The 21,143-nt window shown below is 37.4% G+C and carries 21 protein-coding genes; 9 read left to right on the top strand and 12 right to left on the bottom strand.

Going from position 1 to position 21,143, the window contains the following annotated elements; all coding sequences use genetic code 11:
* Positions 1–13 precede the first annotated feature (13 nt).
* Positions 14–967 carry a glycosyltransferase family 2 protein gene (locus tag BM141_RS16340; RefSeq protein ID WP_091548540.1) on the top strand — a complete coding sequence of 318 codons (954 nt, stop codon included), beginning with the start codon at positions 14–16 and terminating at the stop codon, positions 965–967.
* Here BM141_RS16340 and BM141_RS16335 read toward each other — a convergent pair.
* A complete protein-coding gene (locus tag BM141_RS16335) occupies positions 952–1,395 on the bottom strand; it encodes an ABA4-like family protein (protein WP_091548539.1) in 444 nt (147 codons plus the stop codon). The two genes, BM141_RS16340 and BM141_RS16335, sit on opposite strands and share 16 nt — an antisense overlap.
* Before the next feature lie 30 nt (positions 1,396–1,425).
* Positions 1,426–1,911 carry a cytidine deaminase gene (cdd, locus tag BM141_RS16330; RefSeq protein ID WP_091548538.1) on the bottom strand — a complete coding sequence of 162 codons (486 nt, stop codon included), beginning with the start codon at positions 1,909–1,911 and terminating at the stop codon, positions 1,426–1,428.
* A 282-nt stretch (positions 1,912–2,193) separates the two neighbouring features.
* Here cdd and BM141_RS16325 point away from each other — a divergent pair, with 282 nt between their 5' ends.
* The gene (locus BM141_RS16325; RefSeq protein ID WP_091548573.1) at positions 2,194–2,796 is read left to right on the top strand and encodes a deoxynucleoside kinase; all 603 of its coding nucleotides are present in this window, start codon (positions 2,194–2,196) and stop codon (positions 2,794–2,796) included.
* 143 nt (positions 2,797–2,939) lie between these two features.
* Here the strand turns inward: BM141_RS16325 and BM141_RS16320 are convergent, their stop codons facing one another.
* The 3 genes from BM141_RS16320 to BM141_RS16310 form a co-directional block, all read right to left on the bottom strand.
* Positions 2,940–3,137, bottom strand: coding sequence for a cold-shock protein (locus tag BM141_RS16320; RefSeq protein ID WP_091548537.1), 198 nt, complete (start codon positions 3,135–3,137; stop codon positions 2,940–2,942).
* Between the two features lie 157 nt (positions 3,138–3,294).
* Entirely contained in the window at positions 3,295–4,635 is a 1,341-nt protein-coding gene (locus BM141_RS16315; protein ID WP_091548536.1) for a C69 family dipeptidase, read from the bottom strand.
* A 7-nt stretch (positions 4,636–4,642) separates the two neighbouring features.
* A complete protein-coding gene (locus tag BM141_RS16310) occupies positions 4,643–5,641 on the bottom strand; it encodes a hypothetical protein (RefSeq protein WP_143090960.1) in 999 nt (332 codons plus the stop codon).
* A gap of 176 nt (positions 5,642–5,817) precedes the next feature.
* On the opposite strand from BM141_RS16310, the gene BM141_RS16305 reads away from it, so the two are divergent.
* Positions 5,818–6,225 (top strand): GNAT family N-acetyltransferase, encoded by a 408-nt coding sequence (locus tag BM141_RS16305; protein ID WP_091548534.1) that lies wholly within the window; start codon positions 5,818–5,820, stop codon positions 6,223–6,225.
* A gap of 7 nt (positions 6,226–6,232) precedes the next feature.
* On the opposite strand, the gene BM141_RS16300 is transcribed toward BM141_RS16305, so the two are convergent.
* Entirely contained in the window at positions 6,233–7,528 is a 1,296-nt protein-coding gene (locus tag BM141_RS16300; RefSeq protein ID WP_091548533.1) for a DUF2851 family protein, read from the bottom strand.
* Positions 7,529–7,738: 210 nt separating this feature from the next.
* Between BM141_RS16300 and rpsT the strand changes: the two genes are divergently transcribed.
* The gene (rpsT, locus tag BM141_RS16295) at positions 7,739–8,002 is read left to right on the top strand and encodes a 30S ribosomal protein S20 (protein ID WP_091548532.1); all 264 of its coding nucleotides are present in this window, start codon (positions 7,739–7,741) and stop codon (positions 8,000–8,002) included.
* 181 nt (positions 8,003–8,183) lie between these two features.
* Positions 8,184–9,431 carry a nucleotide sugar dehydrogenase gene (locus BM141_RS16290; RefSeq protein ID WP_091548531.1) on the top strand — a complete coding sequence of 416 codons (1,248 nt, stop codon included), beginning with the start codon at positions 8,184–8,186 and terminating at the stop codon, positions 9,429–9,431.
* Between the two features lie 3 nt (positions 9,432–9,434).
* On the opposite strand, the gene BM141_RS16285 is transcribed toward BM141_RS16290, so the two are convergent.
* The 4 genes from BM141_RS16285 to BM141_RS16270 form a co-directional block, all read right to left on the bottom strand.
* Entirely contained in the window at positions 9,435–10,730 is a 1,296-nt protein-coding gene (locus BM141_RS16285; RefSeq protein WP_091548530.1) for a Gfo/Idh/MocA family protein, read from the bottom strand.
* A gap of 172 nt (positions 10,731–10,902) precedes the next feature.
* A complete protein-coding gene (locus tag BM141_RS16280) occupies positions 10,903–12,966 on the bottom strand; it encodes a S9 family peptidase (RefSeq protein ID WP_091548529.1) in 2,064 nt (687 codons plus the stop codon).
* Between the two features lie 165 nt (positions 12,967–13,131).
* On the bottom strand, positions 13,132–13,764 hold the full coding sequence (locus tag BM141_RS16275) for a phosphatase PAP2 family protein (protein WP_091548528.1): 633 nt from the start codon (positions 13,762–13,764) through the stop codon (positions 13,132–13,134).
* Between the two features lie 42 nt (positions 13,765–13,806).
* Positions 13,807–14,322: an RNA polymerase sigma factor gene (locus tag BM141_RS16270; RefSeq protein WP_394331688.1), complete on the bottom strand. Its 516-nt coding sequence runs from the start codon at positions 14,320–14,322 to the stop codon at positions 13,807–13,809.
* A gap of 463 nt (positions 14,323–14,785) precedes the next feature.
* Between BM141_RS16270 and BM141_RS16265 the strand changes: the two genes are divergently transcribed.
* Both BM141_RS16265 and BM141_RS16260 read left to right on the top strand, forming a co-directional pair.
* Positions 14,786–15,763, top strand: a complete 978-nt coding sequence (locus tag BM141_RS16265) for a Smr/MutS family protein (RefSeq protein ID WP_091548527.1) — start codon at positions 14,786–14,788, stop codon at positions 15,761–15,763.
* A 5-nt stretch (positions 15,764–15,768) separates the two neighbouring features.
* Entirely contained in the window at positions 15,769–16,941 is a 1,173-nt protein-coding gene (locus tag BM141_RS16260; RefSeq protein ID WP_091548526.1) for a glutathionylspermidine synthase family protein, read from the top strand.
* Here BM141_RS16260 and BM141_RS16255 read toward each other — a convergent pair.
* On the bottom strand, positions 16,936–17,934 hold the full coding sequence (locus tag BM141_RS16255) for a glycosyltransferase family 9 protein (protein ID WP_091548571.1): 999 nt from the start codon (positions 17,932–17,934) through the stop codon (positions 16,936–16,938). The genes BM141_RS16260 and BM141_RS16255 overlap by 6 nt on opposite strands.
* Before the next feature lie 69 nt (positions 17,935–18,003).
* Positions 18,004–20,085: an OstA-like protein gene (locus BM141_RS16250; protein WP_221407695.1), complete on the bottom strand. Its 2,082-nt coding sequence runs from the start codon at positions 20,083–20,085 to the stop codon at positions 18,004–18,006.
* 360 nt (positions 20,086–20,445) lie between these two features.
* Here BM141_RS16250 and BM141_RS16245 point away from each other — a divergent pair, with 360 nt between their 5' ends.
* Positions 20,446–20,811, top strand: a complete 366-nt coding sequence (locus BM141_RS16245) for a hypothetical protein (RefSeq protein ID WP_091548524.1) — start codon at positions 20,446–20,448, stop codon at positions 20,809–20,811.
* Positions 20,812–20,886: 75 nt separating this feature from the next.
* Positions 20,887–21,143 (top strand): helix-turn-helix domain-containing protein (locus tag BM141_RS16240; RefSeq protein ID WP_143090922.1); only part of this gene is annotated, 257 nt, incomplete at its 3' end.

Genomic DNA, 21,143 nt, shown 5'->3' with positions numbered 1-21,143 from the left:
CTCATTTTTTGTTATGAACTATTTGGTATCTGTCATTATTCCTTGTTACAACGCAGAAAAATGGCTTGTGCGTACTTTGGATTCGGCGCTGTCGCAGAGCTATCCTCATTTAGAGATTATTGTGGTCAATGATGGTTCTACTGATAGTTCATTGAGTATCTTGGAAAAGTACAAAGAATCTACCACTACTCCTTTTCAAATCGTCAGCACAAAAAATCAAGGCGTTTCTCATGCCTTAGAAATAGGGAGGACGTTGGCGAAGGGAGATTTTTTCCAATACTTGGACAGTGATGATATTTTGTTAGATAAGCAAAAGATTGAAAGTCAAGTAAATACACTTTTAAAGGAACAGGCAGAGGTGGCTTTTTGTGATTACGAAGAACTGTATATAGACGGAGCGAGAAAGGCAAGCAAATATGCCAAAACTCTTTCAAACCGTCCCGATGTAGATTTCATAAGAAAATTTTGGCGACCTACTGCATGTTTTTTATATACTAAAAATATCATTGAAAAAATAGGTGCTTGGAACAGCAGTTTTAAGACTTTTAATGATGTACGTTTTTACTTGCTTGTTTCGGAGATAAAACCGAAATATGTTCACATACCTATTGTAGGGGTCTTATACAACGTAGATGCCCAATCACTTTCTCGTAAATATGGGGTAATTACTTACTTCACAGATTATTATAAGTTACTCATGTATTTTATCCAACGCTGGGAAAGCCAGCAAACTCTTGACAATGAGAGAAAAGCAGAAATCATAGAAGCCTTACGAGATTGTGCAAAGGCATTTATAGGCAAAGATAATGCAAAGTTTGAAATGTGTATCCGACAGATTTATGCCCTTCAGCCCAATTATATACCTAAAAAATCTCTGAAAATGAGGTTATTAAGCAATTTGATAGGGTATAGGCAAGCAGAAAAAATAGCCAGCTATCTAAGGAAAATGCTTTATGCTTGTTTTTGAGTTTTGGGTGAAATAAACTTGATAATTTGATAAAGTACAAAGCCTACCGGACCAGCCATAAGCGTAAAAAACAAGCAAGGTGCAACAAACCAATGCTTTATCCTGTTTTTTTGGCTATCTGTGAGTATCCAACTCCCCACCAACAAGTCAAAAGCTAAGTAATGAAACCAGCCACCTACTACTACCTCATCATTCCCCATTTTGAATAGATTTTTTATGCCGTCCAACGTACCGAAATCTGGCACTTGTCCACTGCCAAAGAGATTGGGAAGGACTAAAACGGCATAGGCGATGCCAATACCAATAGGAATAAGGTAAGAATTGACCAACCAAAGTGTCCATTTCCAACGCGGCGCAAAAATCATCAGTATCCATTGAGGCAGGATAAGTGCATTGAAAATGGAAAAAATAAGCTCTAATGACTTCATAGTTAGTAAATTATGTTTTGTTAGAATACGTCATAAGTTCCCACTACTGAACTTCAAAGGCAGCAGCATATTGACCGAATCGCAAGTGTAAACTTTGCCGTTACCCGCCTCCATAATAACTTTGATAGGCTGATTTTGTTTATTTTCATATTCAGAAAGTACTTGGCGGCAAGCACCGCAAGGGTTAGCCGCTAAGAAAAGGGATTCATTTTTGCGTTTGGCAGTTATAGCGACCATAAGGATTTTTTGAGTAGGATAGTTAGAACCTGCGGCAAAAATAGCCGTTCTCTCCGCACACAAGCCAGAAGGATAGGCGGCATTTTCCTGATTACTTCCTTTGACTATGGCTCCATTTTCCAAAAGAATAGCCGCGCCTACAAAGAAATTGGAATATGGAGCATACGCATTCTCAGCAGCTTGGCGAGCAGAAAGAAGAAGTTTAAAAGTATCAATATCTAATTCATTTTCATGGTCATACACATAAAAAAATGTGTTTAAAGCTAATTTCCAAGGCATAAGAGATTTTTGTTTTCTTAATAAATAGGGAAATTGAAAACTAAAACCTATGTGAGAAAGTTCCTAAAAGTGAATTTATTTTCATCTAAATAGATTAAGTGCAAACTTGGTATAAAAAATAAAGCAACGTATAAGCATGTGTGAAGTAAAATAATAAAGGCTCAAATCATTTCGCACTTCCTAACTTTCTTTTACTTTTGGGCGAAAAAAAAAGAAATGGAGATAAATTATCTTGATTATTACCAAGTATTTTTTAAGCAAACAGTTGTAAAAGAAAAAATTATGGAATCAGTAATCTGTATTGACGGTGTAGTGGGGGCGGGAAAAACCACTTTGGGAGAAATTTTGGCAAAAGATTTAGACTTGCTTTTTTTTAAAGAACCTGTGGACAACAATCCGCTACTGGACAGGTTTTACTACGATCAAAAAAGATATAGCTTCCCTATCCAAATTTATTTTTTGAATAAGCGTTTTAAAATGCTCAAAGAAGCAGCACAACTTATGGGGTGCATTATGGATAGAAGTATTTACGGAGATGTAATTTTTGCAAGATTGCTTATGGAAGGAGAGCTGATGTCTAAGGAGGAGTATCATTTGTACGAAGAGCTGTTATTCAATATGTTAGAACATATTGAGCGACCTAAACTTATGGTATATTTGGACATTACAGTAGAGAATGCAATTGCACGAATCCATGAAAGAGGCAGAGAGTTTGAGAAAGTAGTAGAGCGAAGCTATTGGGAGTCTCTTAACCAGCATTACAAGGAGTACTTTAAAAACTATAACCTTTCAGAACTGCTCGTCATAGACGTAAACGAGTTGGACGTAAGGCACAGTTTGGAGGATAGGAACTATGTATTGGAGTTGATAAAGAGTAGATTGTGAGCGTAGTTAAAGTCTGGATTTAGCGAACTTTTACAAATAGGTATTTTAAAATATCTGCACTATTGAAAAGTGAATGACTTAAGAATGATAAAATAACTCATTTAAGAACGTACTTAAATCCAGACTCACTTTCATAGGCAGAACTACATTTTTGATACGTTTACTGCATTTAGCCCTTTTTTTCCTGATTTTACCTCAAAGGAAACCGAATCATTCTCGTTGAGTTTCAGACCATTTGCTATTTCGCTGATATGTACGAAAATTTCTTTGCTTGAACCATCTTCGATAATAAACCCATAACCTTTGGACTCATTAAAAAATTTAACTTTACCTGTTTTCATTTAAGAATTGTAATTTATATTAAAAATTTTCACCAAAAACCATAAAGCATTACTGTTTTATGATTTTTTGTAAAATTAACGAAAATAATGTATAAACCTAATAAATAGCACATTTTAACCCTTCAAAAGGGAAAAATATTTTTTAACTATTTCTTTTTTAAATAATTACACTTTCATTCCATTTTTTCCAATGCCATTGATACATTGGGGCAAAATAGTTGGCTCTTTTTGAGGAGGCTGTGCTTAGTTTTTCATACCAAGTAGCCATCAAATCCAAGTGCTTTTGTAGAGCATTATCAGAAAAGACTTGTAAATCAGTTGCTTTAGGGGATTGGTCTGTAAAAATCTCTATTTGCTGTTCCAGTAATGTTTCTTGTAACTTTATTCTTTCAGCATCTATTATGTGCTTAGCTTTCTGATAGTTCTGAGCAATGAAACGATGCAGTCGCTCTGCTTTCCACCAAAGCGAATCATCTAATTTTGCAGTAGGTTGGACAAAGGATTCTTCTGAGATAGTAAGAGTTTGAAAGAAAAAAGGTTTAAAAATACTCAAGCAAGGACTGGAAGTACCTGTGAGCCAAATAGTAGGAACTTGGTCATGGCGGATTTCTGCTATCATAGAACCTACCGTATGGCTCGGGTTAGTTAAGCCCGTAGCGTGCATACATATATCTTGGGTAGTGGCTTTATAGGGTGCAAATAGTTCATTTTCAAGGTGATGATGGCTTAGAATAGATAGTGCATCTTTGGTGTCGAAATGGTCAGTTTTGGCTTTTCCCAAGTCATTACTCACTTGCTGGCGAATCTTACAACTGCTCATTTTGGTAAAAAACCAGTCAGAATATGCTTTACGAAAACTAAAATCTTCTCCTTTTTTTGTCCAGCCATTCCTCAAAGCAAAATCTACAACGTTGGGGCTGTGCAGGTCAAATTCATGCTCAATAGTAATTCCATTGGAAATAGAGCGAAAATCTTTGACTTTTTGTGCTACCCACTCTTTTCCTGCAGTTTCCAATACCCACGCTTCTTTTATGTCGGCAATAATAAAGCTATTGTGGTAAAAAAAGTCTTTGTTTTGATAACCTCCGCAGGCATCTTGACCATAGTCTTGGAGAAGGTCAGTGATGAGTTGAAGGGCAGAGATAGCTGTTGGACATCGCTCCAGAGCCAGCCTCAGCATGTCCATACCTGTCAAACCTTGGTTCGTTTTCTTAAACTTTACCTTAGTAAAAAGTGCCTCATTCCCAATGACTAAGCCATGATAGTTTACTCCCATTTCTGCTCCCCACATCTGAAAAGGCTTAGACAAAATAACTTCTGCCGTTTGCTTAACTTGGGGAATAGCTATGTAGGTACATTGGACAGTTTTTTCTCTTGGCTCTTTGGCAGGAATACGAACAATCGCCTGAGCCTCATTGGGTTCGCGGTCTGAGTTTTTACCAAAAATAAGGGTTTTGTTTTTGGTAAAAGAGGGCATCGCCACAAAGGTATCACACATAGTTTTGTTATTTTTTAGCTAACCACCTCCCCAAAGCACTATCGGGATTGATGTCGTCTTTAATTTGACTATACAGCAAAATAATTGGCTGGTAGGTCAGCACATCGTAGTTAATAGAGTTACCCATATCAGTAAACATCATTTGCAAAGTGTTGTCAGTCAGCACTAAGCTCCAACTTCCTTCGTAGTCAATAGCTGTTTCTTTTACCCATTTTTCTTTATGAGGAGCGAGCCACTTGTCTGCATTGATGCCCGGTTTTAGAATATCAGAAAGGTAAATGACATCGCCTTTTTTCAAATCAAAGGTAGCAAAAGCATACAAATCTTGAGTAGTAGTTGATTCTCCTGTTTGGCTTCTAACGGTCTGATAGCTAACAAATTCATCAGTGGCACTGATAACTGTTGTAGTAATATTAGTATAAAGATTATTGCCTATTTCTGTGTCATCTATAGACATCTCAGGTTTCAAGGCAGCCATAGCTTGGTTAAATTTGTTTTGTAGATTGGCATCAGGGTGGTTTTTGATTTGGGGTATAGTGTAAGATTTGACGGCTTTGCTTGAGCCTTTGCTCTGTTCTTTGATTTCACTTTTAGAAATGATGTCGTAAGGAATCGGTGTTACTTTTTTCCATACAAACTTGTAAGTTTTCTTACGGTCTAAGGTCTGCCACTTTCCACTGATAATAGATTCCTTCTCGTCCCAATTTCCTATAAAATATCCTGTAACAGAGTTTTTTGCGTTGGTTTCTCGCAATTCAAACTGTTTATTGGCTTGTTGAATGATTGTACCTGCTAAGTTCAGAGGCTCTCCGTTGTTGGTGTAATAATAACTGCCTGTGAACTGTGAGCCTTGTACGGTGAGTTTGACAGTAATAGGTAGCTTTTTAGCTTGACTTACCTCTATAAAGCCCTCATATCGATAAGCTACCTGTGCAAGTACGGTGGAGGAGATAATGAGGGGTAAAAGCATGACTATTAGCTTGTTGGCATTCATATTAGTATTCATTTGGGTAGATATTTTAAGAAAAGAATATATTTTAGCTTTATTCATATACCAAGAAACGTGCAGAAATGGTAAATATTTTCAGAAAAATAGAAATATCTTGCAATAGATTTGACAAGTTTGATGACTGACGAGTAAAAAATATTTTAATGTAACATTTATCTCAAAAATAAAGCAAAATGATTACTTATCAAATAGAGGAAAAACTAACAGCAGAGGAATTTATTGAGGTATTGGTCAATTCTACCTTAGGAGAAAGACGACCTATTCATGACATAGAGAGGATTAACCAAATGTTACAACACGCCAATCTCATTGCAACGGCAAGAAATGAGGGGAAGTTGGTAGGGGTGGCACGTGCTTTGACGGATTTTGCGTTTTGTACTTATCTTTCTGACTTGGCAGTAGATGGGGAATATCAAAAGCAAGGAATTGGAAAAGAGCTAATCCGAATGATTAAAAATCATGCTCCTAAGGCAAAGTTAATTTTATTAGCTGCACCCAAAGCAATTCATTACTACCCTAAAATTGGTATGAGCCAATGGGAGCATTGCTATTTTTTAGACAATGTGGAGGCATTACGATAAGGGCAGATTATTTGAGCAAGCTAATTCCAATGTTGCATTGCAAACACCTCTTTTCTGAGCAGTAATGATTGTAAAGCTCTATTAAGGCTTGGCTATCAAAGGCATTTTGGGCTTTGATGCCAAGCTTTTCCCAAGCTGATAAGATATGATTTTTTTCTGCTTGAATTTGCTCTAAAAAGTAAATGGCTCTATCTGTAAACAATTGATTATCTTTTTGGTTGCTATATGCCACTAACAAAGGAACTACCGTATTGATAATCAAATTAGCAATGCTTTGCTTACCTAATCCTACTATTTTGCCTTGACTTTCTTTGCCAAAAGTGTAGTGCTTTTGCCAATAAGCAGACTGTTGAATATCCAAAAATTGATAAAGTTGCTCAAAATTTTCAGTTTGGGTAAAAGCATTAAATAAAGATTTTTTCTTGTGTAAAAGTTGAGCAAATTGTGCTAAACGAATCGTAGGGAAGTTGGCAGGTCGTAACCTTAGAAACTTCCATTCGTGTTTGGCTAAACCCGATGCTTGTAGTTTGTGTTTATGACTTAGGTAGGCATATTCTTTAGCCAATTTATCAAAATACGCATCTGAACTTTCTGCTTTGTCGGATAAGAAACCTGCTTGTCCAAAAATTAATGCTTCTAAGGCAAGTAAGTTTTCAGTGTATTTGGCTACAATCGAGTAGGGTAGGGCTTTGGCTAATCTTAAAAAGGCTTCATTATTGACTTTAAAACCAAAACTCTGAGCTGTCCAGAGGTAAGCAGTAGTTTCCCAATCACCTCTGTTTGAGTCTAATAAAGCGATTACCTCTTTCGCCTTTCTTTGCAGACGTTGAATCAATGCCTTGTCGAGCATAGAAATTTTTGTAATAGGCTTAACATTAGGTATTTGAGGGGCACATGGAATTGTATCTTGCTTATTGGAAATCAGCAAATAGTATTTTTCCACTAAAAGTTTATCTACTCTTTCTTTCAAAGTCAGTGTAGAAATCGAGGAACCATCTTTTCTTTTGATTTTTTGAGCATCATTTAAATCATCTTCCCAAGCTACATGTAAGATGACATTGTCGTAGGCTTTGTTTTCATGGTGTTGGTGCAAGAGCCAATCAGAAGTCTTTAAGTGAATTTCTACATTTCCGTACCACTTTATGCCGTTAATAACTACACAAGCCTGCGTGAAATCCGCCCCTGCATTGGGGTTGGCGTGTCCAACGGCTATTACTTCCAAATCCTCTTTTGCGGTAGTTTGTAGCTGTTTTTTGTCAAAATACTGGAACTGCCAAAGGTAGTGAATGAAAAACTCTTGCATAGGTGCTGATTTTTACAAAGTTTAATTTGGGAGTAATGTCTGTTCAGAATAGATTTGCGCCTGAAAAATATTTTTGTAAATATACGTTTTGACATAAATAAAGATAAAAATATTTTGTAGAAAAAAAAAATTGTGCTACCTTTGCCACCCAAAACTCACATAAAGAATTAAAAATCATTTGTTTTTACATATAAAATTCAATTAAAGGTAATGGCGAATCATAAATCTGCGATTAAAAAAATTAGGTCTGATGAGCGTAAGCGTTTGAGAAATAGATACCAACATAAAACGGCACGTACTCATATCAAGAAATTGCTTACTACAAAAGACAAAGAAGAAGCTCAATTATTGCTAAAAGTAGTACACGGAATGATTGATAAATTAACAAAGAAGAATATTATTCACAAGAACAATGCGGCTCGCAAGAAATCGCGATTAGCAAAGTATGTGAATAAGTTGGTGGCTACTGCTTAGTATGTAAAAATATAATTTATTGGCTTATGGAGGCACTGTTTTTGGAAAAATCAAAGACAGTGCTTTCTTTTTATGGATTCTTGGCGATAGACTATATGAAAAGCATGAAATTTGATAAAGGTATAGGTTTTCTGATGTTTAGTTTAAATTTGCATTATTGTTTCATCATCTCGATTTAAAAATGACCATTGCAATCATTGGACTCGGATACGTAGGTTTGCCTTTAGCCGTAGAATTTGGCAAGAAATACAAAGTCATTGGCTTTGACATCAACAAAGAAAGAATACGAGAACTTCGTCAAGGGAAAGACCATACTTTGGAAATATCCACTGAAGAGCTATCGCTTGCTCAACATTTGACTTTTTCCTATCAAGTAGAAGATTTGCTACAAGCTACTGTATTTATTGTTACCGTGCCTACGCCTGTGGATAAATCTAAAAAGCCAGACCTTACACCGCTTATCAAAGCAAGTGAAACTGTGGGTAAAGTATTGAAAAAGAACGATATAGTTGTTTATGAATCTACGGTTTATCCGGGTTGTACGGAGGAGGACTGCGTACCTATTTTAGAAAAAATGAGTGGTTTGAAGTTTAATGAGGATTTTTTCTGTGGGTACTCGCCAGAGCGTATCAATCCGGGAGATAAACAGCACACTTTGAGTAAGATAAGAAAAGTAGTAAGTGGTAGCACCCCAGAGATAGCTAAAAAAATCAATGAACTATATGCTTCTATCATTACCGCAGGGACTTACCTTGCTCCCTCCATCAAGGTAGCAGAAGCCGCAAAGGTCATAGAAAATGCCCAAAGAGATATTAACATTGCCTTTGTGAATGAATTAGCTCTTATTTTTGATAGAATGGGTTTGGACACTATACAAGTCTTAGAGGCGGCGCGCACTAAGTGGAATTTTCTGCCTTTCTCGCCCGGATTGGTAGGAGGGCATTGTATTGGTGTCGACCCGTATTACCTTACTCATAAAGCGGAGAGTTTGGGCTACCACCCCCAAGTCATCTTAGCAGGGCGAAGAATCAATGATGACATGGGCATATTTGTAGCTAATAAGGTGGTGAAACTCATGATTCAGCAAAGTATGAATATCAAAAATGCCAAAGTATTGGTACTTGGAATTACTTTCAAAGAAAACTGTCCTGATATTCGCAATTCTAAGGTGATAGATGTAATTAGAGAATTACAGGATTTTGGTACGCAAGTAGAGGTATATGACCCTTGGGCAAGTACAGAAGAAGTACACCATGAGTACAACTTAGCACTCATCAGCCAACCCAATAAAAAGTACGATGCTATTGTTTTAGCAGTGGCTCACAAGGAATTTAAAACCATAGATTTCTCTGCACTTCGGCATGAGAAAACTGTCATTTATGATATTAAATCTTTCTTAGACAAGGACATAGTAACAGCAAGATTATAAGATTTACCACTTAGGATATTCCCAAGGCTTGCGATAGGCTCTAACTAATAATTTATTGGCTTCTTTGTCGTTAATTATTTGGTCTTTTTGATAGTCCCAAGCGATACTTCTGCCCACTTTAGCAGAGATATTAGCGAGCAGGGACATGTTGGTCGCGTGTCGCCCTTTTTCTATGTCAGCAAAAGGCAATTTCCCTGATTGGATACAAGCTAAAAAGTCCTTCCATACCAAGTCAATGTTTTGGTCATCGGGCTTGTTGAGTTGGGCATCTTCGTGAATTGCCTCTTTGTTTTTGTCATTAGGGAAAAAAGTCCAGCCTTTCTGCCAGCCCATGTGAAATACTCCTTCTGTACCGTAGAAATATACGCCTACGTTTTCCGTTTTGATTTCATTATGTGGATTGACGATAGAGTGTTCCCAAGTACACGTAAACTCTTCAAACTCGAATACGGCTGTTTGGATTTCTGGGGCATTTGCCCTTGTTTCTCGCCAGCCACCTTTCTGCACGGAATAGATTTTTTTTGGTGCTTTCTCCTCCGTCCACCAAAGAATTTGGTCAAACCAATGCGGTCCCCAGTCGCCAATCATGCCGTTGGCAAACTCCATGTACTGCCTGAATCCTCTTGGGTGGATGCTTGGGTTATAAGGCACTAAGGGTGCCATGCCACACCAAAAATCCCAATCCAACCCTTGTGGAGGATTTACCTGCTCCTCTAATTTACCTTTGCCAAAATTATAGTTCACAAAAGCCTTTACTTCTCTTATTTTTCCTACTTTACCCGATTTCAGAAATTCCATGCCACTGACATTGTGCGGAGAATAACGTCTATGAAAACCTACAATGCAAATTCGTTTAGTATCTCTGGCTACTTTTTCTATGGCTGTTCCTTCTTTGACCGTATGCGAAATAGGCTTTTCTAAGTACACATGCGCTCCACTTTTCATGGCTTCAATAGCGATAACAGCGTGCCAATGGTCTGGAGTGGCATTAATGACAATATCTGGCTTTTCTTTTTGCAAACATTCTCTAAAATCTGTGTAGGTTTTCGGTTGGTCATTGCAAAGTTTGTCGACTTCTTCTTTGCATTTGCTAAGCTGATTTTGGTCGACATCGCAAAGCGCAACCACTTGAACTTCTCCTGTCCTAATGCCTTCACGCAGAATATTTAAGCCCCACCACCCAGAGCCAATTAAGGCAGTGCGATACTTGGCTCTTTTAGGAAAAATGAAAAAATGTGGAGCAAAGGCAGTCGCTGTGCTTGCCAGAATACTATTCGCAACAAATTCTCTTCTTTTCATATTTACTATGTTATCATTATCCAAATCTATAAAGCCTATAATACGCTATCCGCTTTGATTTATAGCAGTAAATTATAGAAAAAAGAGTAAATGGCAAAAGAAAATGCAAAGATTCTTTGCAAGAGAGTATAAATACTTGTTTTTCAAATATTTATACTCTCTTGCAACATGCTTATTTATCCATTGGTATTTCTACATTCTCGCCCCAGATATACTTATTAAACCACTGCCAATTGTGCCAAATCGCCGCCAATCTTTCTTTAGGTTTAGTGATTCCATGTCCAAAGCCTTTGTAAACAACAAGTTTGGTCGGAACGTTCATGTCTTGTAAACCTTGGTAGAGTTCGTAAGCATTGGGAATAGGGACTCTACGGTCAAACTCTCCATGCTGAATCAGAGTAGGGGTAGAGGCATTTTTGATGTTGGTCATAGGCGAAGTTTTGAGGTAAATATCCATGTCTTTCCAAGGATTATTTTGCAAGTACTGCCTTGTAAATGGGTGAATATCAGTATTGACATAATAAGTTATCCAGTTGGAAATCCCTGCCCCTACGGAAATGGCTTTGAAGCGATTGGTATTGGTCGTCAAAAAAGCAGAAATATAGCCACCTTGGCTCCAGCCCATAGCACCCATTTTTTCCGTATCTATCATGCCTTGTTTGTCCAAATAATCTATGCCCGACATCACGTCCCACATATCTCCTACGCCTAAATTTCTGACGTTCAAAGAGCGGAATTTTTCGCCATAACCCGCAGAACCTCTATAATTTGGTCTTAAAACCAAAGCCCCTTTTTCTACCCACTGCAAAATAGGATACACATAACCCGTTACAGGCGTAGGATAGTCTATGCCCGTAGGACCTCCATGAATCACGACCAAAAGTGGATATTTTTTCTTTGGGTCGTAGTTCTTAGGTTTATGCAAAACGCCTTCTATTTCTACCCCGTCTTGGCTTTTCCAAGAAATAACCTCTGCTGTACCTACCTTCCAATCTGCAATTTGTTTGGTCATTTCTGTTAAAATCATTGGTTTATAGACACTTGTATTGGTTTTGTAAATTTCTCCCAAAGTAGCGGGCGTTTGAGCAGAAAAAGCCATCTGGCTGCCATCTTTGGAAAAACTCATGGTAAATACGTACTCGGGCAAGCCTGTAATTGCTTTGCTTTTGTTGGTCTTGGCGTCGAGTTGGTAAATAAAACGCTTGGTTTTCTGATTGGCAATGAAGTAGATGCCATTAGAGAGCCAATTTACATTCCCCACGTTTTCGTCTATATCAGTAAGTATTTGCTCTGATTTGTTGCTGGCAAGTTCCAATCTGAATACCTTATTGTTCTTATAATAATTAGAAACTGTATCGCTTTCATTGGAAAAATACAAAATAGACTTGCTGTCAGGCGACCAAGTAACAAAGTTGTCGTTACTTGGATTCTGTACTAAAACACTGATTTTCTTTGTTTGTAAATCTAAAACTGAAATGTCTGACTTGAAAGAGGTATTAATCAAAGGATTGGGTTGGTGGGCAAATGCAATTTTGGTTCCGTCAGGGGAAATACCAAAACCTCCTACTGTAAACTTGCCTTCTGTCAATCTTTCTGCTTTGGGTAGGATAATGCAATCCTGCTTGTTCGTAGAGTCTTTCTTGTTTTCTATGCAAGGCAGTTCGTTCAAAGGCAAATCAGGCATAAAATCTACTATCCACAAATGAGATAATCGGTATTCCGTATCCTCCTCAGCCCAAGCCCCGTAGCGTTCTTTTTGCGACTTTTCACTTTTGCTTTCTTTTTCACTCATCGTGAAAACAAATTTTTTTCCATCGGGTGTCCACTCAAAGCTACTAATGCCCTCGTCCTCATTAGTAACGGCTTGTGCCTCGCCGCCGCTAATCCTAATGACGTGGATTTGAGCTTTGTTTCCCCTGTCTGCTGTAAATGCAAGCCATTGGCTATCAGGCGACCAGCGAATTTGTCCACTTCCTCCTTTGGTAGTGCGAGTAAGTTGGAAAGGCTTTTCCCCGTTTTTACTAAGCCAAATTTCACTGTCAAACTGGTTTTCTTTCCAATCCGTAGTGCTTACAGTAAAGGCAACATGCTGACCATCAGGCGAAATACTTGGACTGCCTACGCTTCTTAAAGAGATGAATTTCTCGAAGCTGACCGTTGCCCCTTCTTGGGCAAAGGCTTGAAAGCTAACAAATAAGCTGATAAGCAGATAAAAGTGTGAAAATGTTTTTTTCATAAGTAAAAAAGTTTAAGTTTAAGATGAGAAAAATAAATAGATGTGAGGCTTTGCTATTTTTGATATGTTTTGAAAACAAACACACCAAAGTATGTATCCAGTGCTTTTATTGGGTACAAAATTATGAATCTTATGCTTTTTTGCAAGTTTATGAAAAAAGCTATTTTATTTACTTGAATTACTAAAATAATAAATAAGCAAGGCGCATACAACCCCTAACATAGCACCAAAGTAGGTATCTATGAAAAAATGTTGGAGCAGGTACATACGAGAAAGACCTACCAAAAAAGCAAGCAAGAAGAAGAATACTCCTGCCCAAGCTTTATGCTTACTTATCAAAGCTAACATCAGAAAAGTAGCAAAAGCAGTTGCTGTATGCCCAGAGGGAAAGCTATTGGCGGTAAACACCTCTACTCCTTCTACGAAATGCCAGTTGATATTTTTTTCTGATAAATAAGCCGTAGGACGAGGCATATCGGGAAAAGCCAACCTTTTCAGTAATTGGGCAAGAATGCCTGAGGAAGCAAAACTAAGGAAAATCAAAAGTGCATTTTTGTATTTTTTGAAAGCTAAAAAAAACAAACTCAGCAAAACACAAAAAAGTCCATCGCCAAGATGGGTAATATATTGAAAAAAAAAGTCCGAAAAAGTAGTATGAAACTGATTAAGCCAAATCACTTCATCACCTTTTCGGACAGAAAATAACACAAAACAACCTAAAAACAAATAACAAACGAGTAAAGTAAAAAAGTATAAGTTTTTTGATGCCGTACCCTTTAAAAAAAAGATGAATCTCATGAAGATATATATTTTTTTAGGGCAAAAGTAAAGGATTACATACTAATTATTAGCATAAATGCTCAACTTATCTTTCAATTCTTTGCGAGCAATGTGTATCCTATTTTTCACCGTTCCGATAGGAATACGTAACTTATCAGCAATTTCGTGATATTTGAAGCCGCGAAAGTGCATAATAAAAGGCACTCGGTAGGCTTCATCTATACTTGCTACTGCCCTTTCTATGTCTTCGTTAGCAAAAGTAGAATAAGCTAAGTTGTAAGTAGCTGTATTGTAAGAGTTAATGTAATGAAGATTATCAGTAGTATCTATGAAAGTATTTTTACGAACTAATCGCTGATAATTAGTGATAAAAGTATTTTTCATGATAGTGTATAACCATGCTTTCAAATTTGTACCTTCGGCAAACTTTTCGCGATTGGTGAAGGCTTTGAGCATAGTTTCCTGCAACAAATCATTTGCGTCTTCAGAATCTTTGGTCAATTTGAGCGCAAAAGGTCTTAATGAAACAGTCATTTCATTCAAAGAGCGGCTAAAATCGGTGTTTGTGATTTCCATATTGATGTATGATTTTGTTTAGGACAAATATAGAAAGCCTTAGACAAAATTACAAATTTTTGTTTAATTATTTTTCAATATCGTTAAACAATTTAATAAATAAGTAAATTTGCGAAAATTCAATTAACTTATACTTAAATATTTGTTTATCAATTATTTATTATATTAGCAAATAAAATTTTTGTGCTAATTTTACACAAAAAAACCATTAGTTAAGAAAAGTTATAATTAGATTTTTTCAAGAAAGCAAAAGTATATTACTATATAAGCTATTGTTTTTCAATTATTTGAACATGAATCCAGACTCAATATATTACTTTTGTTTAAGAATGTTCGTAATTTTTCAAAAAAACTTACACAAAAAAAATTTAACTTTTATTAAAAAATCCTTTTACAAAAAAGACTAATTTTGTTTGACCATTAAGCTATTAATATTCCATATTCACAACCATTAAACAAAACTATGCACGTAGGAGATAGAGTACGGCTTTTACACCACAGAGAAGAGGGCATCATCACTAACTTCTTGCCTAACAATATGATAGAAGTAGAGATAGAAGACGGTTTTCGTATCCCTGTACTCAAAAACGAGGTTACGCTGATTGCTACAGAGGAAACGATTGTTTTTAGAGATACCAAATCAAAGATAAGCGATAAAAATGCAAGCCCTGAAAAAATTATAGGAGAAGTGGGCTTTTTCTTGGTTTTTATTCCCATCAATGATAAGCAGCTGACTGTAAACTTAGTAAATAATACAGAAATAGATATTTTGTTTACCATTGGGGAAATCAAAGACAACAACTATAGCGGACTTGCTGCAGGGCATCTAAGGAAAAAAACTTGGCAGAAAGTAGATGAAGCAAACTTAGACCGCTTTGAAAAATGGTCGCCTTTGCTTGTCCAAGCCCTGATTTTCAGGGCAGGTTTCGGCTCTATCAAAGAGCCTCTGATAAGAAAAATTGTATTTAATGCAAGTACTTTTTTCAAAAGTAAGATGACTTCCCCACTGCTCGACAAAGAGGGCTATGTATTCCAAATAGACCAAAAAATAGTAAGCATAGAGCCAGATAAAATCAAAGAGAGTATGCTCTCTGCCAACGAGCCTGCCTTGCCCACTACACCTAAGGTCATGGAAAAAATTGTACTTCCACCCAAAGTAAGAAAAAAAGAAATAGACTTGCATATAGAAAAACTCACTGACAAATCAGAGAAGATGAACGCCTCGGAAATGCTTAACTTGCAATTAGATGTATTTGAAAAAGCCTTAGACAGTGCTATTTTTGAGAATGTAGAGGAAGTGGTTTTTATTCATGGGGTAGGGAACGGTACACTCCGCACAGAGATTCAGCGTAGGTTAAGCAAGCACAAAAATGTAGCTTATTTCCAAGATGCTCAAAAGGAAAAGTTTGGTTATGGAGCTACTTTGGCTAAGTTAAAATAAAAAAGATGATTAAACTAAAATCTTTGTGGAAAAGCCCTGAGAATCAAATTCATGCACTTGGTTGGGGGTGGATGATGGGCTTTGACACACTTCAATACATCACGGGAGATATAGTGCAGATTACTGAACAAGAAGCAGAAGCCTATGCTGCCGCTGCCAACGAACTCTACGAAATGTATATACAAGCGGCGCAGTACGTAATTGATAATAATTTGTTTAACCAACTGGCGATTCCGCTCAACATGGTAGAACAAATCAAATATACTTGGGAAAGTGATAGGCATTTGCATCTGTATGGAAGGTTTGATTTTAGCGGAGGCACTGACGGGCACCCTATCAAACTCATTGAGTTTAACTCCGATACAGCTACTTGTATTCCTGAAACGGCTGTTATCCAATGGGCGCACCTCAAAGCCAATCAGTTAGATGAATCTTTGCAGTTTAATTCTTTGTACGAACTATTAAAAGAAAACTTTGCCAGATTGCGAGAACTCAATGAAGATTTAGCCCCCACCTTGCTCATTTCCACTATGAAAGACTTTCCTGAGGACGATACGAATGTAGAAGTATTGGGCGAGGCGGCAAAGGAAGCAGGATTTGAGGTGGACTATTGCCATGTTGAAAATGTACATTTTTCCGCTGAGGAAGGAATTTTTATTCGCAATGATTTTGATGAATATTTCAAATTCAACTTTTGGTTCAAATTAGTGCCTTGGGAATACATTGCCTATGATGAGCCTGAACTCATGGAAATTTTGAACCAAATAGTCATGAATCACAAAGCCATTGTGGTTAATCCCGCCTACAATCTTCTTTTCCAATCTAAGGGAATCTTGAAAATTCTTTGGGATTTGTACCCTAAGCACCCCTTACTTTTGGAAACAAGTGATAAGCCTTTGAAAAACAAAGAGTATTACGTAGAAAAGGTATTATTTGGTAGAGAAGGGGCAAACGTAAAGATTTTGGACAAAAATGCCCAAACGATGTTAGCCAAAGAAGGTGATTATGGAGGTTATCCAAAAATTTACCAAGAATATGTAGATTTTCTAAGAGATTACCAAGGTAACTGCTATCAAGCAGGCGTATTTTTTGCCTATGAAGCTGCTGCTTTGGGTTTCAGGCGTGGAGGGAGAATCATAGACAATACGGCTCAGTTTACTGGGCATATTATCTCATAAAATACGTACTAACTGTTCCGTTTGTATTTCTTCTGCACATCGGAAGTGATGCTGAGGGCATTGCTTTTGTCCATGTAAGCCACAAGGACGGCAGGATAATCGGTTATTTATCTGTACAATATGTGATTCTTCTGCCAAAGGAGTAAAACCAAACTCAGGAACGGTAGAGCAAAAGACGGCACAGGTAGGAGCATTGACAGCGGAAGCGAGGTGCAGTGGGGCAGAATCATTGACATAGTTCATAACTGCCTTGCGCATTAGAGCCGCAGAAGCTAAAAGGGAGAGTTTTCCAGAAAGATTTTCTATCTCTCGCTCATGATGGGTTTTCTCTTTAATTTCTTGGATAATGGCTTGACAAAGGGCTTGGTCTGAGGGACTTCCCAGTAGGTATATTTTCAAAGTTTTAGGCAGTGCAAGTATCAACTCTACCCACTTGTGCTTGGGGTACTGCTTGGTGAACCAAACCGAAGCAGGGGCTATGCAAATATAGGGTTTGGATTTAAAGGGTTTTGCCGCTTGTTCGTCTTGTAGTGAAGGATACAGTTGAGGGCGGAGTGCATGGCTGTCTGTAAGTTTTGTAATGAGGAGTTGGTTACGCTCTACTTCGTGAGTACCGTCGCCTATGCGATGCTCGTATTTTTCGTCAAATAAGAAAGCAAAGGGGTTGTTGCGGAAACCAATAATTTTTTTTGCCTTAGAAAGCCCTGCAAATAATCCCATAGATGCAAATCTTTGCAAATTGACAAGCAGGTCGTATTTTTCTCTGCGAACCTTCTGAAGGATTTTCCACCAATTTTGATACTTATTGTTCTTTTTGTCCCAAATGATGACTTCATGCAAAAAAGGATGAGCTGTAAGTAGAGATTCATTTCCTTTTCTCAATAAAAAATCTATTTGGCTATCAGGAAAATAAGTGCGTAATTTTTCTATTACCGCAGTCGCTAAAATCACATCACCAATAAAAGCAGTTTGAATAATCAATATTTTTTTCATTGAGAAAGTATTATTAGCCATTTTTTACACCTAATAGGTTTAGCAAGCCTGTTAGGTATATATATATTTCTATTTCACAATATACAACTTTTGCCAAATCACTTTGTTTTTATCCCCCATCTGCCCGATAGCCATTCTCAGTACTTTGTAATCAGGCAGGGAAATGCTGTGCTTGGCTGTGCTGTTGAGTAAACTTTCAGAAGGAAACTTAAACTCTATGCTTTCATAGCCCTTTTTGCGCAGTTCTATGTTGATGTCGTTCTTGTCTTTGGGGTAGAGTTGGACAAAAAACTTACCCTCTATGTCTTTCTTTTCTGCATTTTGCTTGTAAAAAATAAGCGTATTTTCTTTGAGAAAAACTTTGAATACATCTTCTATGATGAGTTTCGCTCCTTTGAGTTCTCCGCTTTTGTATTGGTTAGCGGCATGAATGCCAAGCACTTCGCCTTGTTCGGTTTTTTCTTGGATACGCCAGCGAAAATCTTTGAGTTCTTTGTCCTCAGGCTTAATTTCGTGTGGCGGAATCAGTTTGGCATCGGGCTGTTGGCGAAACATGATTTCCTCTAAACGAGCAGAATCGTTAAAGAAAATATCCATATCGCTACATCGGATATAGTTAAGCCCTGTCAAGATAGAATCTGCTTCTAAGATATGATACAAACTTTCCGCATTGCCTTTGACATATACATTGCGGATTTCGCTATTTCTAAAACGAGCTTCTATTTCTCTGCCTTTGGTTTGATTGAACTGTTTTAACGTATCTAAGGAAATCACAAAGGCTTTTTCTTTGAGAAACATCTTGTCTATCACATTGTTGCGAAGTTCAGCGCGAATACTATCGGCAGTAAGTTGTGCATTTTTTGCCCAAATAATGGGGTCGTAATAAAAGCGAATGGTAGAGTCCGCAATGTTATAAAATAAAGAATCGCACTTAGCTTGGAAGTCTCTGCGATATACTTTGACGTTGCGATAAGCAAAAAGTTGTTTTTTAGGCGTGATTTGCACTTCTTTTTTTTCTTCTGCTTTTTCTTCTTTTTTCTCCTCGCTGTTGTTGGTTGTTTTTCCTGTGGATTCTTTTATTTTGAGATTTTTCCCTTTCTCATTTTTGACTGTTTTTTGTTCTTTTACCCTCATTTCCAAGGTATCAGGTGTTTCATTAATGGCTATCAAGGTATCCGCCGAAACGAAAAGCGTATCTTTGGAATTGTCCGAAGGCTTAATCATCACTGCGTTCCCATACACCTCTGAGCGGTCGTTAATGCCATCATATTTACCTATATCGCCTAAGATAATAACATTGTCCTTTTTGCCAATAAATTCTACGTTGCCTTTGGCGATGCCTTTTTCCAATACTTTATCGTAATCCAAAAAATCCCCACTGATAGTATATTCTTGTGTATCTATTTTTGCCCTCCCTTTGAAAACCGAAGTTCCTAAGACAGTGTTGTAACTACCTCTGTCTGCCACTACTACCCCTTGACGAGTGCGGATATTGGTGCGAGCATTGAAGTCCACAATTTTAGTAATAGCATTATAGGTCAGTGTATCTGATTCTAACTGAGTATCAGGGCTTTGATAGCGAACATTTTTGCGGAAATTAGAAACTTTTGTGCCAACGTTATAATACCCTACTTCACTCATTAGGGCAGAACTATCGTCTTGCACCATACCTCCATTGAAATAGTGAGCGACTTTGGTATTCAAATCATAGTCCAAAAAGCGCGTAGTTACAATTTTTTCCCTGTCCCGCATAACTACGTTTCCTCTCAGGCGTGCGTATCGTTTATTCCCATCGTAGTAAAGTGTATCGCCTGTAGTAACCGTACTATCTGCGTCTATGAACATGATATTTCCGTACGCCTCAATGTTATTTCGCTGCACGAATTGGTAAGCACTATCGCAATACATGAGCGTAAGCCCTTGTTTGAAAAAGACTTGTGAGCTTATTCCTCTTTTTACCTTTCGCACAGCCTCGCCATTGACTATATCCCCAATCAGTTCGCTTGCTCCCGGCATCAGCTCGACTTGCGTACCTTTGGGGTATTCTTTTTTTCCTTGCGCTTGGCTTTGTCCTTGTTGGGCAAATAAGAAAAAAGGAAAGAAGGTAAACAGAACTGCTATAATAGCAGTATAGATATTTTTATAATTCAATTTTTTCACTTTAAATATGAACGTGAAACATTCGCTTCCATAAAAGCTACAAATTTAGACAAAAAAAGCTTCGTTCCTTGTTTAATTTTGTTAAACTTCCTACCCTTGCAGTCCGAAAAAGAAGTATGGAAAGTACTTTCTAACGTCTTTTTTCATAAATTTGGAATATTTTAACCTTAGAAAAGGAGTACAAATATTTACATAACAGTTGAAAAATACATTGAACTCATGTCCATAGCTCGCATCAATCAGTATTACAACGAGGTGCTGGAAGCCCAATAGTTTTCAGGGAGCAGAAAGGAAACCTCTATTCGCCGTTATTTTGCCGGACTCATCAATTATTTTGCAAAAGAACGAAATTTGAGATTGGTCGATGAAATCAAAATCCCAAATTCTACTAAACAGCCCGACGGCGTGCTGATTGATATTTTCCAATTTAAGTACGGCTATTGGGAATCCAAAGACATAGAGGACGACTTTGAGAGGAAACTTGCCCAAAAAATAAAAATCGGCTACCCGACAGATAATCTGCTTTTCGAAAATTCGCAGAAGGTAATGCTCATTCGCAGCGATGAGCGAGAAACCTGCCCAATGTCTGATGCAAAGGCATTGAAGGCAATTTTGGAAAAATTTGTCAGTTTTGAGAGGCAAGAAGCAAAAGATTTTAGGTATGCCTTAGAGGTTTTCAAAGAAACCGTACCCCAAATCGCAGGGGTTTTATACTAAAAAGTAAAAGGTTTTGAAATTTGGATTAGGAAAATTACGAAAAAAGTACAATATTTGGTAATCAAATTAGTAAAAATGTTATCACAAGCAGACTATGATTTACTAAGGGAGTTACAACACAATGAACGCTATGCCAGAGCGTACAAGAAGATAACTGTGCTTTTAATGCTTCATTTGGGTCAAAGTATGGAGGTGATTAGTGCCAGTTTAGGCATCAGTGAAGGAACAGTGAGGAACTATCGGCAGCGATATGAGCAAGTAGGTTTGGAAGCCTATTTACAAGATAATTATCAAGGTTATACAGGCAAGTTGAGTGTGGCACAGCAAGCCGA

The organism is Thermoflexibacter ruber, from assembly GCF_900113045.1.
Classification (GTDB): Bacteria; Bacteroidota; Bacteroidia; order Cytophagales; family Thermoflexibacteraceae; genus Thermoflexibacter; species Thermoflexibacter ruber.
Note: the sequence above shows the minus strand (reverse complement) of the source record. Positions and strands in the feature narration are given on the sequence as shown.

Excerpts from the sequence above, each read along its gene's own strand:
- BM141_RS16340 (WP_091548540.1), top strand. The coding sequence starts at position 14 with ATGAACTATTTGGTATCTGTCATTATTCCTTGTTACAACGCAGAAAAA.
- BM141_RS16335 (WP_091548539.1), bottom strand. The coding sequence starts at position 1,395 with ATGAAGTCATTAGAGCTTATTTTTTCCATTTTCAATGCACTTATCCTG.
- cdd (WP_091548538.1), bottom strand. The coding sequence starts at position 1,911 with ATGCCTTGGAAATTAGCTTTAAACACATTTTTTTATGTGTATGACCAT.
- BM141_RS16325 (WP_091548573.1), top strand. The coding sequence starts at position 2,194 with ATGGAATCAGTAATCTGTATTGACGGTGTAGTGGGGGCGGGAAAAACC.
- BM141_RS16320 (WP_091548537.1), bottom strand. The coding sequence starts at position 3,137 with ATGAAAACAGGTAAAGTTAAATTTTTTAATGAGTCCAAAGGTTATGGG.
- BM141_RS16315 (WP_091548536.1), bottom strand. The coding sequence starts at position 4,635 with ATGTGTGATACCTTTGTGGCGATGCCCTCTTTTACCAAAAACAAAACC.
- BM141_RS16310 (WP_143090960.1), bottom strand. The coding sequence starts at position 5,641 with ATGAATACTAATATGAATGCCAACAAGCTAATAGTCATGCTTTTACCC.
- BM141_RS16305 (WP_091548534.1), top strand. The coding sequence starts at position 5,818 with ATGATTACTTATCAAATAGAGGAAAAACTAACAGCAGAGGAATTTATT.
- BM141_RS16300 (WP_091548533.1), bottom strand. The coding sequence starts at position 7,528 with ATGCAAGAGTTTTTCATTCACTACCTTTGGCAGTTCCAGTATTTTGAC.
- rpsT (WP_091548532.1), top strand. The coding sequence starts at position 7,739 with ATGGCGAATCATAAATCTGCGATTAAAAAAATTAGGTCTGATGAGCGT.
- BM141_RS16290 (WP_091548531.1), top strand. The coding sequence starts at position 8,184 with ATGACCATTGCAATCATTGGACTCGGATACGTAGGTTTGCCTTTAGCC.
- BM141_RS16285 (WP_091548530.1), bottom strand. The coding sequence starts at position 10,730 with ATGAAAAGAAGAGAATTTGTTGCGAATAGTATTCTGGCAAGCACAGCG.
- BM141_RS16280 (WP_091548529.1), bottom strand. The coding sequence starts at position 12,966 with ATGAAAAAAACATTTTCACACTTTTATCTGCTTATCAGCTTATTTGTT.
- BM141_RS16275 (WP_091548528.1), bottom strand. The coding sequence starts at position 13,764 with ATGAGATTCATCTTTTTTTTAAAGGGTACGGCATCAAAAAACTTATAC.
- BM141_RS16270 (WP_394331688.1), bottom strand. The coding sequence starts at position 14,322 with ATGGAAATCACAAACACCGATTTTAGCCGCTCTTTGAATGAAATGACT.
- BM141_RS16265 (WP_091548527.1), top strand. The coding sequence starts at position 14,786 with ATGCACGTAGGAGATAGAGTACGGCTTTTACACCACAGAGAAGAGGGC.
- BM141_RS16260 (WP_091548526.1), top strand. The coding sequence starts at position 15,769 with ATGATTAAACTAAAATCTTTGTGGAAAAGCCCTGAGAATCAAATTCAT.
- BM141_RS16255 (WP_091548571.1), bottom strand. The coding sequence starts at position 17,934 with ATGAAAAAAATATTGATTATTCAAACTGCTTTTATTGGTGATGTGATT.